The following is a 13,586-nucleotide window of genomic DNA, read 5'->3' as shown; positions in this document are numbered from 1 at the left end:
ATCAACTATTTTCCATCACATCTCTGTGATCTAGTTATATTAAAACATGCTAAAAGCATTTATTTTCCATTTTTTCTTAACTAGCCGTTTTTTATTCTTAACTGTAAATTTTTTTATGTTAAAATATTAAATACAAATTACATTTAACAGTTAAGTATTTATTTCCTACAGTTAGGCAATATAATGATAAAAGATTGTACTAAATCGTATAATGACAGTGAAGAGAGTGGTGTAAAATTGAATTATTTTGATAATAAAATTGACCAGTTTGCCACGTATCTTCAAAAGAGAAATAACTTAGATCATATTCAATTTTTGCAAGTACGATTAGGGATGCAGGTCTTAGCTAAAAATATAGGTAAATTAATTGTTATGTATACTCTTGCCTATATTTTAAACATTTTTCTGTTTACGTTAATTACGAATTTAACATTTTACTTAATAAGAAGACATGCACATGGTGCACATGCACCTTCTTCCTTTTGGTGCTATGTGGAAAGTATTTTATTATTTATACTCTTACCTTTAGTAATATTAAATTTTCATATTAATCCATTAATTATGATTATTTTAACAGTTATTTCTTTAGGTGTAATCTCAGTATATGCTCCTGCAGCAACTAAAAAGAAGCCCATTCCTGTGCGACTTATTAAACGAAAAAAATATTATGCGATTATTGTTAGTTTAACCTTTTTCATTATCACACTTATCATCAAAGAGCCATTTGCCCAATTCATTCAATTAGGCATCATAATAGAAGCTATTACATTATTACCTATTTTCTTTATTAAGGAGGACTTAAAATGAATACATTATTTAACTTATTTTTTGATTTTATTACTGGGATTTTAAAAAACATTGGTAACATCGCAGCTTATAGTACTTGTGACTTCATAATGGATGAAGTTGAAGTACCAAAAGAATTAACACAATTACACGAATAATTTAAATAGAGAGTGTGATAGTAGGTGGAAACATTAAATAGTTATAATTTTGTTTTATTCGTAGTAACTCAAATGATATTAATGTTTACAATACCCGCTTTAATAAGTGGAATCAAATATAGTAAACTTGATTATTTTTTTATTATAGTAATTACGTCATTATCGTTATTTTTATATAAAATGTTTGATAGCGCATCCCTAATAATATTAACTTCATTCATAATTATATTGTATTTCGTCAAAATCAAATGGTATTCTATTTTGTTGATTATGGCTTCGCAAATTATTTTGTACTGTGCTAACTACATGTATATAGTAATTTATGCATATGTTACCAAAATTTCTGATAGTATATTAGTAATATTTCCAAGCTTTCTTGCTATTTATGTTACAATCAGCTTGCTATTTTCTTATATAATAAATAGAGTTCTCAAAAAGATTAGCACATCATATCTAATACTAAACAAAGGTTTTTTAATAGTTATTTCAACCATTCTACTGCTTACTTTTTCATTGTTTTTCTTTTATTCTCAAATAAACTCGGATGAAGCTAAAGTAATAAGGCAGTATTCTTTTATTTTTATTGGAATCACTATATTTTTAAGTATATTAACATTTGTTATTTCACAATTTCTCCTTAAAGAGATGAAATACAAACGAAATCAAGAAGAAATTGAGACCTATTACGAATACACATTAAAGATTGAAGCAATTAATAATGAAATGCGCAAGTTCCGACATGATTATGTCAATATCTTAACGACACTTTCAGAATACATTCGAGAAGATGACATGCCTGGTCTACGTGACTATTTCAATAAAAATATAGTGCCAATGAAAGATAACTTACAAATGAACGCTATTAAGTTAAATGGTATTGAGAATCTTAAAGTACGTGAAATTAAAGGCTTAATCACTGCTAAAATTTTACGCGCACAAGAAATGAGTATACCGATTAGTATTGAAATACCAGATGAAGTAACTCACATTAATTTGAATATGATTGATTTAAGTCGCAGTATTGGTATTATTCTTGATAACGCAATAGAGGCATCAACTGAAATTGATGATCCTATCATTCGAGTTGCATTTATTGAAAGCGAAAATTCAGTAACGTTTATTGTTATGAATAAATGTGCAGATGATATACCACGTATTCATGAATTGTTCCAAGAAAGTTTTTCTACTAAAGGTGAAGGTCGTGGTTTAGGTCTATCAACTTTAAAAGAAATTGCTGATAATGCAGACAATGTCTTATTAGATACAATTATCGAGAATGGTTTCTTTATTCAAAAGGTTGAAATTATTAACAACTAGCCATAAGGATGTGAATGTATGAAAATTTTCATTTGCGAAGACGATCCAAAACAAAGAGAAAACATGGTTACCATTATTAAAAATTATATAATGATAGAAGAAAAGCCTATGGAAATTGCCCTCGCAACTGATAATCCTTATGAGGTGCTTGAGCAAGCTAAAAATATGAATGACATAGGCTGTTACTTTTTAGATATTCAACTTTCAACTGATATTAATGGTATCAAATTAGGCAGTGAAATTCGTAAGCATGATCCAGTTGGTAACATTATATTTGTTACGAGTCACAGTGAACTTACCTATTTAACGTTTGTCTACAAAGTTGCAGCGATGGATTTTATTTTTAAAGATGATCCAGCTGAATTAAGAACTCGAATTATAGACTGTTTAGAAACTGCACATACACGCTTACAATTGTTGTCTAAAGATAATAGCGTTGAAACGATTGAATTAAAACGTGGCAGTAATTCAGTGTATGTTCAATATGATGATATTATGTTTTTTGAATCATCAACAAAATCTCACAGACTCATTGCCCATTTAGATAACCGTCAAATTGAATTTTATGGTAATTTAAAAGAACTGAGTCAATTAGATGATCGTTTCTTTAGATGTCATAATAGCTTTGTCGTCAATCGCCATAATATTGAATCTATAGATTCGAAAGAGCGAATTGTCTATTTTAAAAATAAAGAACACTGCTATGCATCGGTGAGAAACGTTAAAAAAATATAATAAGATAATAAAGTCAGTTAACGGCGTATTCAATTGTAAATCTTGTTGGATTTTAACAAGATAACTAGCAAATGCACTGTATAGCTGGCTTTTTAATTTTAATAACAAAATTAAATATAACGTGTGAATTAAAAAATGATGTAACGTTTCTTTGTATACCTATTCCTATTACTACATAATTTATCAATTTCTATTTCACTCTACAATCCTATGGCGCAATTTTTAACAAAATGTACTAAATTTGAAATCGACAGTTTCCTCAAATAAAATGCTACAATTTCCTACCCCGTGAATCTTATTTTGTTTTAAAAAACAGTGTAGCACAAGATTCAACTTGTTTCCTACACTGTTTTATAAATGAATTATTTAAAATGCTTGTTCAACCTCTTGTAATGTTGGCAAACTATTAATAGCACCATACTTCGTTGTCACTATTGCAGCAACGCGATTGCTAAACTCTAAAATTTCCTCACCTTCATTTTCAAATAACTGTGTTAAATTTAACACATCGGTTGCTAAAATCCTGCTAATAACTGCACCAATAAAGGCATCCCCTGCCCCAGTTGTATCAACAGGTTTTACCTTATAGCCACTATGATAATGATTAATACCATTTTTCAAATATACGGCAGCACCATCTGCTCCCATCGTATAAATGACTACAGTGACATTACCTGTAAATAATGATTGAATGGCTTCATTTTCATCATGAATACCTGTAATAAATTCTAATTCTTCATCTGAAACTTTTACAATATGCGCCAATGGCAAAACGGTATGAATAGTTTGTCTTAAATCTTCAGCGTTATCCCATAATGGCAATCTTACATTAGGATCAAATACGACAGTACCATTTGCATTTAATGTTTTGGTAATCAATTGATAATGTGCATCTCTCATCGGACTATCGACCAAATCAACAGAACAAAAATGTACTATATCGTTTTCATTCACATCAATATCATTAACAAAACTTGGTTCAAATAACATATCGGCAGAGGGCTTACGATAAAAAGAAAAATCTCGCTCGCCCGCTTCAGTCAAACTCACAAAAGCTAACGCAGTGTTTGCTTCATTCGTGCGATACACTTTTGATACATCTACACCAATACTTGATATCGTTTCAATAATGCTATCTCCAAATGCATCATTACCTAATTGTGTAATCATATACGCTTGTTGTCCTAACTTTTGAACTGTACAAGCTACATTACAAGGTGCGCCACCAATTTGCTTCGTAAATGTTTGAACATCTTTTAAATTCGCATTTGTAATATTTGGAATAAAATCAATTAACGCTTCTCCTATTGAAAATAGACGTCTCATTTATGTTCATCCTTTAAATCGTATTTAGTAAATTGTAAATATACTTGCCCTGATTCTGTTGATGTTTTAATACCTAGTGCGTCTTCTGTCGGGAAAATTCGAGATGTCAAAACACGTTCCCCATCATTACAGAAAATTTCTATACTAGATGTATCAACAAAAATTTGTAATTGCTTTAATGGCGTGTCTAATATTGTACTACGCGTCGTACCTTCAACATTTGTCGGCAATAAACCACTGTCGCTGCGATCTAATGTTATTTTATTTTCACGCTTGTTATAAGCGATTAATGTTGAAGAAGTCTTAGACGTACGTAATTCAAAGTACACTTCGGTAGCATCATTATCCAAAATATCTATGATTAATTCATACTGTTTACCTTCATACGGATGTAATTTTCGAGTAAATTTATTTGCGTAGCCTAATGCTGTCTCTTTATTGTGACGTAATTTTTCCAACGCTGGATATGGACGTTGCTTAAGTTGACCATTTTCTACATTTAATACACGAGGAATTGTTAAGCAATGGGCCCATCCTTCATTATCAGTAGGATATTCGATTTCCGGTAACCCCATCCATCCAATTAGTACTCGTCGGCCTTTTTCATCTAAAAATGTTTGAGGTGCATAGAAATCAAAGCCATTATCAAGCTCGACAAAATTTTCATGTTCATATGTTAACTTTTCAATATCAAACTTTCCAAGTATATAACCACTTTGATAAATATTTTTGAACTGATTGCCTTTTGATTCAATACCTTGTGGACAAATAAGTATGACATCTTGATTATCTACATTAAAGTAATCTGGGCATTCCCACATATATCCAAAATCATCTAACTCTGTATTTATTTCACCTAAATAATGCCAATTAATTATATCTTCAGTATTATAAAGTAATAGTCGACCTTGCTGATCATTATTTTGTGCGCCAATGATTGCATAATATTTCTCACCATATTTAAAAACTTTAGGATCTCTAAAATGACTCGTATATCCTTCTGGTTGCTGGCTAATTACTGGCTTTGGAAACTTTTCAACTGAGCCGTCTTCTTTCAATCGTGCGATCATCTGACTCGCATGTCGTTGCCAATGATTATCTCGATGATTTCCTGTGTACATATAATATAAATGCCCGTTATATTCAAAAGCGCTACCGCTATAAACACCATGGCTGTCATATTTAGTATCTGGATTTAATATTGGCCCTTCAGCTTTAAAGTTTATTAAGTCATCACTCGTGTAGTTATACCAATACTTTAAGCCATGTACTGCGCCTAACGGGAACCATTGATGTGAAACATAATACTTCCCTTTATAAAAAATAAGTCCGTTGGGATCATTTAATAAGCCTGTTTCTGGTTGTATATGAAATTGTTGACGAAATTTTGATTGATCAACTTGTTGTTTTAATGTTTTAAAATACTCAGTATCAACGTCCTCGATTCGTTGATAACGTTCTTCTCTAGTCCATTCGGTCATAATATTTACCCAGTCCTCCTTTTATAATTTATGCTGTTAACAATTTATATTCTATTATAGCAAATTTTACCTACGTTCTTTAACTTTTAACCTATCCATTTATACTTATATGGTATCGGTTCCACATTTATTTTAAAAAATACAGCGTCTAAATATTAACATCTACTGTGACGCTATATGGCATATCTTGCTTTTTAAGCATCTGTTGTATCTCTTCCATCGCGCATTGGCCAGCTTCAAAATAATTATAATGAATTGTTTTTATCGATGGAGACACTAATTGTGTCATTGGGTCACCACCAAAACCATATATTTGATGTGGTTTCATAACATCTTTTTTATCAGAATAATATTTATAGGCAGCTAATGCAATCGTATCAGTTGCTCCAACAACCGCATCTACTTGCTCCACATTTTCCAAAACATTTGCAACATCTTTTTGTGCTTCCACATAAGTAAAATTTGTTTCATGTATATTAGGTTTAATTTGGTATTTAGCTAACTGGTCAAGTAAACCACGTTTTCTATGTATACCAACTGCAATATCTTTTTCACTCACACTAAACACTTCAATTTGTTGATATCCCTGTTGACCAATCCATTCACCTATAATTTGACCTGCTTTATAATCATCATGCACAATACTATGAAGTTGTTCATGTTGTTGACCAACAATAACGATTGGTACATTCATTTTATTAATGACTTCTATATGTCTCTCTGTTATGTCTGTAGCCATTAAAACAATACCATCTACTTTACTGCGTGCTAATGTTTCAAGCGCTTGTATTTCTGCTTCGATATTTAATCCTGTGTAATTTAAAATTAATTGTGATTCATATTTTTGGCATTGTTTTGCCAATCCTTTGATTGTTTCATCTACTGCATATGAATTCATTCTAGGTATAATGGCACCAATAAGGTGTGTTTGTCTCGCTCTTAAACTTTGAGCAAATTGATTCGGTTGATAGTCATGTTCTGCTATAATTTTTGTTAATTTTTCACTTGTTTTTTTACTGACAGATCCATTATTTAAAAATCTAGATACTGTACTTTTTGAAACGCCTGCCAATTTGGCAATATCAGATATATTTTTCATACTTATTCACCTATCATTATTTGTGACACTTAGCCTTATTTTAGCATATGTGTAACCGCTTTAAATAATATTTCTGCTTCTTTCATAAAAAGATTTCAAAATAAAACTTTTGTATAACAAAATGTCCCAACATCAACCTTTAGTTAAATGTCAGGACAATGAATATTCTATGTATATATATTCTAATATCGAATATGTTTATTGAATCTATTTAGCTCACCTTCAAAGTAAGCATGTTCACCGTGAACAATCTTGTCTAATCCTATATTCGTTTCTTGTTCCGTAACAGATAATGGTGTAATTAATTTAATTACTTTCGCAATAATAAACGTCATGACGATACTAAAAATTACAACTGCTGTTACACATAATATTTGTACAAGTACAATATGTATATCACCAGTATAAATAAAGCCATTCTCAATGTCAGGATTTGCCTTTTTACTTTGGAAAAAGGCTGTTAATACTGCACCAATAATACCACCAACACCATGAATACCAAATGCATCTAATGCATCATGATATTTTAGTTTTACCTTGATGTAATTAATAACGATATAGCAACAGATACCGCCAATCATTGCCATGATTGTTGCACTAAGATATGTCACGTATCCTGCTGCAGGTGTAATGACAACTAAACCAGCTAATGCACCTAGTAATAACCCTAGTAAACTTGTAGTCTTTTTAAAAATATATTCTAGAATTAACCAACCTATAGCACCTGCACTGGCTGAAATGACAGTATTTGTAAATGCAAGCATCGCAATATTATCAAATGTAAAAGCACTACCTACATTAAATCCATACCAACCAATCCACACAAATATACCGCCAATCAACGTAATGATAAGATTATGTGGTGTTGATTCAGAATGTTTGTTTCCTTTTCCAATCATAATAGCTAATACTAAACCAGAAACACCTGATGTAATATGAACAACAGTACCTCCGGCGAAATCTAATACACCGAGTTTGTTAATCCAACCGCCGCCCCAAACCCAATGTGCTACTGGACTGTATACAAGAGCAGTCCATATTACTACGAATAATAAATAAGGAATAAACTTCATTTTCTCAGCGATTGAACCAGATAAAATAGAAATTGCAATCGTACAAAACATCATTTGAAATAACATAAACAAAGCGAAAGGAATATGTGGGCTAATATCTTCTTGAGTCGCAAAACCTACATGATTAAGAAAAGTATATTCCCAATTTCCGAACCATAAATTCCCATTCCCAAAACTAATTGTAAAACCAACTGTTATCCATACAAATGTAACAAGCACAATTGCTGCCATACTTTGCATGACAGTATTTAGCGCATTTTTAGATTGAACTAACCCGCCATAAAATAAACTTAATCCTGGTGTCATTAGCCAAACTAATAATGTACACAAAAACATAAATATCGTATCGTTAAAATTCATACTTACCACTCCCTTGTTTTCATAATAATCTGACAATTTATAAAAAGCAAAAATGCGTAAAGTTTTATTACATCTTTTGGAATAAAATGTATCACGCTATATAAAATTAATTTCGTGAACTAAAACCAAAAAAGACTACTTACTCGCTTTTAAAGTAGCGGAAGTAGCCATAGAATCTAAAAAAGATAACGTTAAACTTTTTGAATTGTAATTGTCCATGAAGCATTATCAATTTGTTCATAGTTTGTTACAGGATATCCATTTTCTGCAGCCCAATTTGGAATAGCTTCCGTCGCTTGCGTGCAATCAAAATCAATTTTTAATTCATCTCCAGATTGCAATGTTGCCATTTTCTTTTGCGCTTCAATTAACGGAAATGGACATACCATTCCTACTGTACCTAATTCGTGTATCATAATTATTTCTCCTTTTCCAATCACTTTTATTTGATCAACATCATTTGCATAATAATCTTCTATACTATTTGCGTTTGCTGTTTAACCTTTGCAGATTGTTGTTGTACTTTTTTCATTGGACGAACAAAGATAAAATGACTCATTGTCCATACACCAACTATCATTGATGCTAGCGCAATCCATCCTTGCCAAGTCATCGTTGCTGTTTCAACCAAACCGTTACCGATAGAACAACCACCAGCAACTGACGCACCAAATCCCATACATATGCCACCAATAGCACTGTTTCGTATTGTAATCTTGTCTGGCAATCGCCATTTAAATTCTCTTGATCCTCTAGCTGCAATATATGAACCAATGAAAATTCCTAGAACTAAAAAGACACCCCAATCAATAAATTTAGTTTCACCTGTAATCAAAAAGTGTACTAAATTTGCTGATGGCGTTGTTATACCTAAACCGTCATTTCTTCCAGTTGATGCACTCATTGGCCAAGCTAAGAGTGCGATAAGTCCAATTACAATTGCTGCAATAAATGGATGGTATCGTTTTTCGAAAAGGTAATATCTAATACCTGTATAACGTTGCTTTAGTTTTGGAACAGCAACTCGAACTTTCTTATTATTGAGTGTTCTTACAACTAGAAAAATGGTGATTATAGTTAATATAACGACTAATCCCCAAAACGGAATGCCAGTTGTTTGAGACATATCACTATTTACATTCGTTGGTTGATTAATTTTATCCATTACTGGCTTTAAAATCCCTGTTTTAGTGATTGCTGCAGTAACAGCATATAATACTAATGCAATCCAACTACCAATTAGCCCTTCACCAGCGCGATACCAAGTACCTGTTGCACACCCTCCAGCCAATACTATTCCAATTCCAAAAATAAAAGAACCTATAATTGTTCCCAATATTGGAAAACTATGTGCAGGAATTTGTAAAATACCTGTTGCCGTCAAAATCAATAATCCTATACTTTGAATAGTAATAGCGATTAATAATGCATAGAACATCTTATTATTCTTTTGCACATACATATCTCGAAAGCCACCTGTTAAACAAAATCTTGTTCTTTGCATCACAAAACCTAAGAGTCCCCCGACAATTAAGCCACTAAAAATCATCCACATCGTCCTAACCCCCTAATTTCCGATAAGTTTAGTATGTATTATAGGCGATGATTTTCTTGTTTTCAACCTTATACACAATATTTTTGATATTTATATTATATTCACATAAGAAATGCGATTAATTACGATTCATCATTATATCTCTACGTGTTAATTTATTAACCTATACTATATTTATTAACACAACAGTTTTTCCTTTCATTTTCAAACATAACAGAAAAAGCCTGAGACATACTTAGTCCCAGACTGTTCTATAATTAATTAAAGATATAACAAGGTTAATCATTCAAAGCTAACATCACATTTATTCACTGTAATTTTTCATAAAGAATAATAATGACTGTAATTCTATACCTAAGTCAATTTGATGTACTTGCACATCTGAAGGCGTATTAATTCTACCAGGAGTGAAGTTTAAAATACCTTTCACACCAGCTTGGACGAGTTCGTCTGCAACTTTCTGTGCAACTCTTTCTGGTGTAGTTAGAATCACAACATCTATTTCTTCCTTCTTCAATGTTGTTATTAATTCATCGTTATCTTTTACAATAACGTTCCCTATTTTCTGGCCAATAACATCTTCTTTTACGTCAAACGCTTCTGTAATCGTCATATCATCATGTATTGAAAAGTTATATGTGAGCAAAGCTTTCCCTAGGTTCCCAACTCCGACAATTGCGATTTTGATCATGTCACTCTCGCTTAGTTCAGATTTAAAGAAATCCAATAAACTATCTATATTATATCCGTACCCTTTTTTACCTAATTCGCCAAAATATGAAAAGTCACGACGAATTGTTGCCGAGTCAATTTGTAACGCATCGCTAATCGCTTTTGAATTTACACGATCTATACCTTTAGATTTTAATGAACTGACAAATCTATAATATAACGGCAAACGTTTTAAAGTTGCTCGAGGAATTTTAACTTGGTCACTCATTCGCTATTTCCTCCTTCGTGTTTGAATGAATTATATCTATGTATTCAAACGAGTTAGAGCGTAATTGTTAGATTATTAAAAAACAAATAATTGATTACAATGAATACCTAAATATTATACATTATTGAATTTTAAAAATAAATATCTTAGTTTCAAGACGGCGTTTTATACTGTAAAATGGTTATTAATGTAATAATTACGACTTTTATCATAAGTTAATAAAATTTGCGAAAGACGAAAGGTGAAGATCGAATGATACTTTTACAACTCAATCATATATCAAAATCGTTCGATGGTGAAGATATATTTACTGATGTTGATTTTGAAGTAAAAACTGGTGAACGAATTGGTATCGTAGGAAGAAATGGCGCCGGTAAATCAACATTGATGAAAATTATAGCTGGTGTAGAAAACTATGATTCTGGAAATGTGTCAAAAATTAAAAACTTAAAACTAGGTTATTTAACTCAACAAATGACTTTAAATTCTAATGCAACAGTTTTTGAAGAAATGTCAAAACCATTTGAACATATTAAACGAATGGAAAGCTTAATCAAAGAAGAAACAGATTGGTTATCAAAACATGCAAATGATTACGATAGTGATACATATAAAACACATATGTCCCGTTATGAATCTTTATCGAATCAATTTGAACAATTAGAAGGATATCAATATGAAAGTAAAATTAAAACAGTACTTCACGGGTTAAATTTTAGTGAAGAAGATTTCAATAAACCTATCAATGATTTTAGCGGTGGCCAAAAAACACGTTTATCTTTAGCTCAAATGCTATTAAATGAACCTGATTTATTACTTTTAGATGAACCTACTAACCACTTAGATTTAGAAACGACAAAGTGGCTTGAAGATTATCTACGTTATTTTAAAGGTGCAATCGTCATCATCAGCCATGATCGTTACTTTTTAGATAAAATAGTTACTCAAATTTATGATGTGGCTTTAGGTGATGTCAAACGCTATGTTGGTAATTACGAGGAATTTATACAGCAACGGGACTTATATTATGAAAAACGAATGCAAGAATATGAAAGTCAACAAGCAGAAATAAAACGATTAGAAACTTTTGTTGAGAAAAATATTACCCGTGCTTCAACAAGTGGAATGGCAAAAAGTAGACGTAAGATTTTAGAAAAAATGGAACGCATTGATAAACCAATGTTAGATGCCAAAAGTGCAAATATTCAATTTGGCTTTGACCGGAATACAGGTAATGACGTCATGCATGTAAAAAATTTAGAAATCGGTTATCAAACTGCAATTACCAAACCTATCAGTATAGAGGTCTCTAAAGGCGATCATATAGCAATCATTGGGCCAAATGGTATTGGAAAATCGACCTTAATTAAAACTATTGCTAATCAACAAAAAGCGCTTAATGGCGACATTACTTTTGGCGCAAATTTACAAATTGGTTATTATGATCAAAAGCAAGCAGAATTTAAATCTAGTAAAACGATTTTAGATTATGTGTGGGATCAATATCCGTTAATGAATGAAAAAGATATTCGTGCAGTTCTTGGACGTTTCTTATTTGTACAAGACGATGTTAAAAAGATAATTAATGATTTATCTGGTGGTGAAAAAGCACGTTTACAACTAGCACTACTTATGTTGCAGCGTGACAATGTACTTATTTTAGATGAACCTACCAACCACCTCGATATAGATTCAAAAGAAATGTTAGAGCAAGCACTCCAACATTTTGAAGGAACAATACTATTTGTTTCCCATGATCGTTACTTTATTAACCAATTAGCAAACAAGGTATTTGATTTAACAATTGATGGCGGAAAGATGTATTTAGGAGATTATCAATATTACATTGAAAAAGTTGAGGAAGCGGAAGCGTTGAAAGCGCACCAAGAAGAACAGTCAGTTAACGTACAAGCACATGAAAAGTCTATGGAACAATCGTCGTATCATAACCAAAAAGAACAAAGACGTGAACAACGTAAACTTGAACGACAAATATCCGAGTGTGAAAATGAAATAGAAACTTTAGAGACTACTATCTTACAAATAGACGAGCAATTAACCCAACCAGAAGTTTATAGCAATCCACAAAAAGCAAACGAATTAGCTATCCAAAAACAAGATAGCGAACAAAAATTAGAACACGCTATGTCTAAATGGGAAGAATTACAACAAAAACTATAAAAATATACATAACTCTAACTGTAAAATCGCTATAGTTAGAGTTATTTTTTTACAAATTTTAAATTTTTTTATTCACAATAAAAACGCTGATATTATAGCTATCCACAGAGTTATCCTAGTTATCCACAAGTAAATTAACACTAATCAATCATTTATTTTCTGTTTTCCCACCTGATATCCACAATAAATGACGTTATCAACACCTTTTATCCACAAGTTATACACTCTTTGTTGATAAGTACGCATGTTCTCTATTGACATTGTTTTTATCAAAATCCATTGTTAATACATTTTCTTTATGAAATAAGGCTGGGACATAAATCCCTAAAAAACAGCAGTAAGATAATTTTCAATTAGAAAATATCTTACTGCTGTTCTCTATTTATACAATACTTCGTATTGAATGGCTTCGCTTTGCCCGTCTGGCACATAATTGTAAAATTCTATAAATAGAATTTTTGATGACGGGTCCCTTCCTAGGGTGCCGTCTCAGCCTCGGTCTTCGACTGGCACTGCTCCCTCAGGAGTCTCGCCATTAATACTACGTATTAACATGTAATTTTACTTTGAAATAC

General features: G+C 31.6%; 14 protein-coding genes. 6 read left to right on the top strand and 8 right to left on the bottom strand.

Going from position 1 to position 13,586, the window contains the following annotated elements; translation table 11 throughout:
• The first annotated feature begins 237 nt into the window (after window positions 1-237).
• The 5 genes from agrB (at window position 238) to ACXQH5_RS08905 (ending at window position 3,175) form a co-directional block, all read left to right on the top strand.
• Window positions 238-807 (top strand): accessory gene regulator AgrB, encoded by a 570-nt coding sequence (agrB, locus tag ACXQH5_RS08925; RefSeq protein ID WP_001105712.1) that lies wholly within the window; start codon window positions 238-240, stop codon window positions 805-807.
• Complete coding sequence (gene agrD, locus ACXQH5_RS08920) at window positions 804-944, top strand: cyclic lactone autoinducer peptide AIP-I precursor (RefSeq protein WP_001093929.1); 141 nt, start codon at window positions 804-806, stop codon at window positions 942-944. The genes agrB and agrD overlap by 4 nt, the downstream gene beginning before the upstream one ends.
• A gap of 24 nt (window positions 945-968) precedes the next feature.
• Entirely contained in the window at window positions 969-2,261 is a 1,293-nt protein-coding gene (gene agrC / locus ACXQH5_RS08915) for a quorum-sensing sensor histidine kinase AgrC (RefSeq protein WP_031844950.1), read from the top strand.
• An 18-nt stretch (window positions 2,262-2,279) separates the two neighbouring features.
• The gene (agrA, locus tag ACXQH5_RS08910) at window positions 2,280-2,996 is read left to right on the top strand and encodes a quorum-sensing response regulator AgrA (protein ID WP_000688492.1); all 717 of its coding nucleotides are present in this window, start codon (window positions 2,280-2,282) and stop codon (window positions 2,994-2,996) included.
• A 71-nt stretch (window positions 2,997-3,067) separates the two neighbouring features.
• Window positions 3,068-3,175: a hypothetical protein gene (locus ACXQH5_RS08905; protein ID WP_031844951.1), complete on the top strand. Its 108-nt coding sequence runs from the start codon at window positions 3,068-3,070 to the stop codon at window positions 3,173-3,175.
• A gap of 187 nt (window positions 3,176-3,362) precedes the next feature.
• Here ACXQH5_RS08905 and ACXQH5_RS08900 read toward each other — a convergent pair whose 3' ends face one another.
• From ACXQH5_RS08900 to ACXQH5_RS08870, 7 genes are all read right to left on the bottom strand, one after another.
• Window positions 3,363-4,322: a carbohydrate kinase family protein gene (locus ACXQH5_RS08900; protein WP_001253300.1), complete on the bottom strand. Its 960-nt coding sequence runs from the start codon at window positions 4,320-4,322 to the stop codon at window positions 3,363-3,365.
• Window positions 4,319-5,803: a sucrose-6-phosphate hydrolase gene (locus tag ACXQH5_RS08895; protein WP_000141422.1), complete on the bottom strand. Its 1,485-nt coding sequence runs from the start codon at window positions 5,801-5,803 to the stop codon at window positions 4,319-4,321. Before ACXQH5_RS08895 ends, ACXQH5_RS08900 begins: the two co-directional genes overlap by 4 nt.
• A gap of 148 nt (window positions 5,804-5,951) precedes the next feature.
• A complete protein-coding gene (locus ACXQH5_RS08890) occupies window positions 5,952-6,902 on the bottom strand; it encodes a LacI family DNA-binding transcriptional regulator (protein WP_000790321.1) in 951 nt (316 codons plus the stop codon).
• Window positions 6,903-7,084: 182 nt separating this feature from the next.
• The gene (locus ACXQH5_RS08885; protein WP_001010307.1) at window positions 7,085-8,335 is read right to left on the bottom strand and encodes an ammonium transporter; all 1,251 of its coding nucleotides are present in this window, start codon (window positions 8,333-8,335) and stop codon (window positions 7,085-7,087) included.
• A 191-nt stretch (window positions 8,336-8,526) separates the two neighbouring features.
• Window positions 8,527-8,751 carry a sulfurtransferase TusA family protein gene (locus ACXQH5_RS08880; protein WP_000581077.1) on the bottom strand — a complete coding sequence of 75 codons (225 nt, stop codon included), beginning with the start codon at window positions 8,749-8,751 and terminating at the stop codon, window positions 8,527-8,529.
• 59 nt (window positions 8,752-8,810) lie between these two features.
• Entirely contained in the window at window positions 8,811-9,890 is a 1,080-nt protein-coding gene (locus ACXQH5_RS08875; RefSeq protein WP_000266891.1) for a YeeE/YedE family protein, read from the bottom strand.
• A gap of 304 nt (window positions 9,891-10,194) precedes the next feature.
• Window positions 10,195-10,830, bottom strand: a complete 636-nt coding sequence (locus tag ACXQH5_RS08870) for a redox-sensing transcriptional repressor Rex (protein ID WP_001283612.1) — start codon at window positions 10,828-10,830, stop codon at window positions 10,195-10,197.
• A 252-nt stretch (window positions 10,831-11,082) separates the two neighbouring features.
• On the opposite strand from ACXQH5_RS08870, the gene ACXQH5_RS08865 reads away from it, so the two are divergent.
• Complete coding sequence (locus tag ACXQH5_RS08865; RefSeq protein WP_000602050.1) at window positions 11,083-13,011, top strand: ABC-F family ATP-binding cassette domain-containing protein; 1,929 nt, start codon at window positions 11,083-11,085, stop codon at window positions 13,009-13,011.
• A 144-nt stretch (window positions 13,012-13,155) separates the two neighbouring features.
• Here the strand turns inward: ACXQH5_RS08865 and ACXQH5_RS08860 are convergent, their stop codons facing one another.
• Window positions 13,156-13,284, bottom strand: coding sequence for a hypothetical protein (locus ACXQH5_RS08860; RefSeq protein WP_001791590.1), 129 nt, complete (start codon window positions 13,282-13,284; stop codon window positions 13,156-13,158).
• Window positions 13,285-13,586: the final 302 nt, after the last annotated feature.

It is taken from the genome of Staphylococcus sp. SA22 (assembly GCF_054165785.1).
This window is presented reverse-complemented; position numbering and strand designations above follow the sequence as displayed.

Excerpts from the sequence above, each read along its gene's own strand:
- agrD (WP_001093929.1), top strand. The coding sequence starts at position 804 with ATGAATACATTATTTAACTTATTTTTTGATTTTATTACTGGGATTTTA.
- ACXQH5_RS08905 (WP_031844951.1), top strand. The coding sequence starts at position 3,068 with ATGCACTGTATAGCTGGCTTTTTAATTTTAATAACAAAATTAAATATA.
- ACXQH5_RS08870 (WP_001283612.1), bottom strand. The coding sequence starts at position 10,830 with ATGAGTGACCAAGTTAAAATTCCTCGAGCAACTTTAAAACGTTTGCCG.
- ACXQH5_RS08895 (WP_000141422.1), bottom strand. The coding sequence starts at position 5,803 with ATGACCGAATGGACTAGAGAAGAACGTTATCAACGAATCGAGGACGTT.
- ACXQH5_RS08890 (WP_000790321.1), bottom strand. The coding sequence starts at position 6,902 with ATGAAAAATATATCTGATATTGCCAAATTGGCAGGCGTTTCAAAAAGT.
- ACXQH5_RS08885 (WP_001010307.1), bottom strand. The coding sequence starts at position 8,335 with ATGAATTTTAACGATACGATATTTATGTTTTTGTGTACATTATTAGTT.
- ACXQH5_RS08865 (WP_000602050.1), top strand. The coding sequence starts at position 11,083 with ATGATACTTTTACAACTCAATCATATATCAAAATCGTTCGATGGTGAA.
- ACXQH5_RS08880 (WP_000581077.1), bottom strand. The coding sequence starts at position 8,751 with ATGATACACGAATTAGGTACAGTAGGAATGGTATGTCCATTTCCGTTA.
- agrA (WP_000688492.1), top strand. The coding sequence starts at position 2,280 with ATGAAAATTTTCATTTGCGAAGACGATCCAAAACAAAGAGAAAACATG.
- ACXQH5_RS08875 (WP_000266891.1), bottom strand. The coding sequence starts at position 9,890 with ATGTGGATGATTTTTAGTGGCTTAATTGTCGGGGGACTCTTAGGTTTT.
- ACXQH5_RS08900 (WP_001253300.1), bottom strand. The coding sequence starts at position 4,322 with ATGAGACGTCTATTTTCAATAGGAGAAGCGTTAATTGATTTTATTCCA.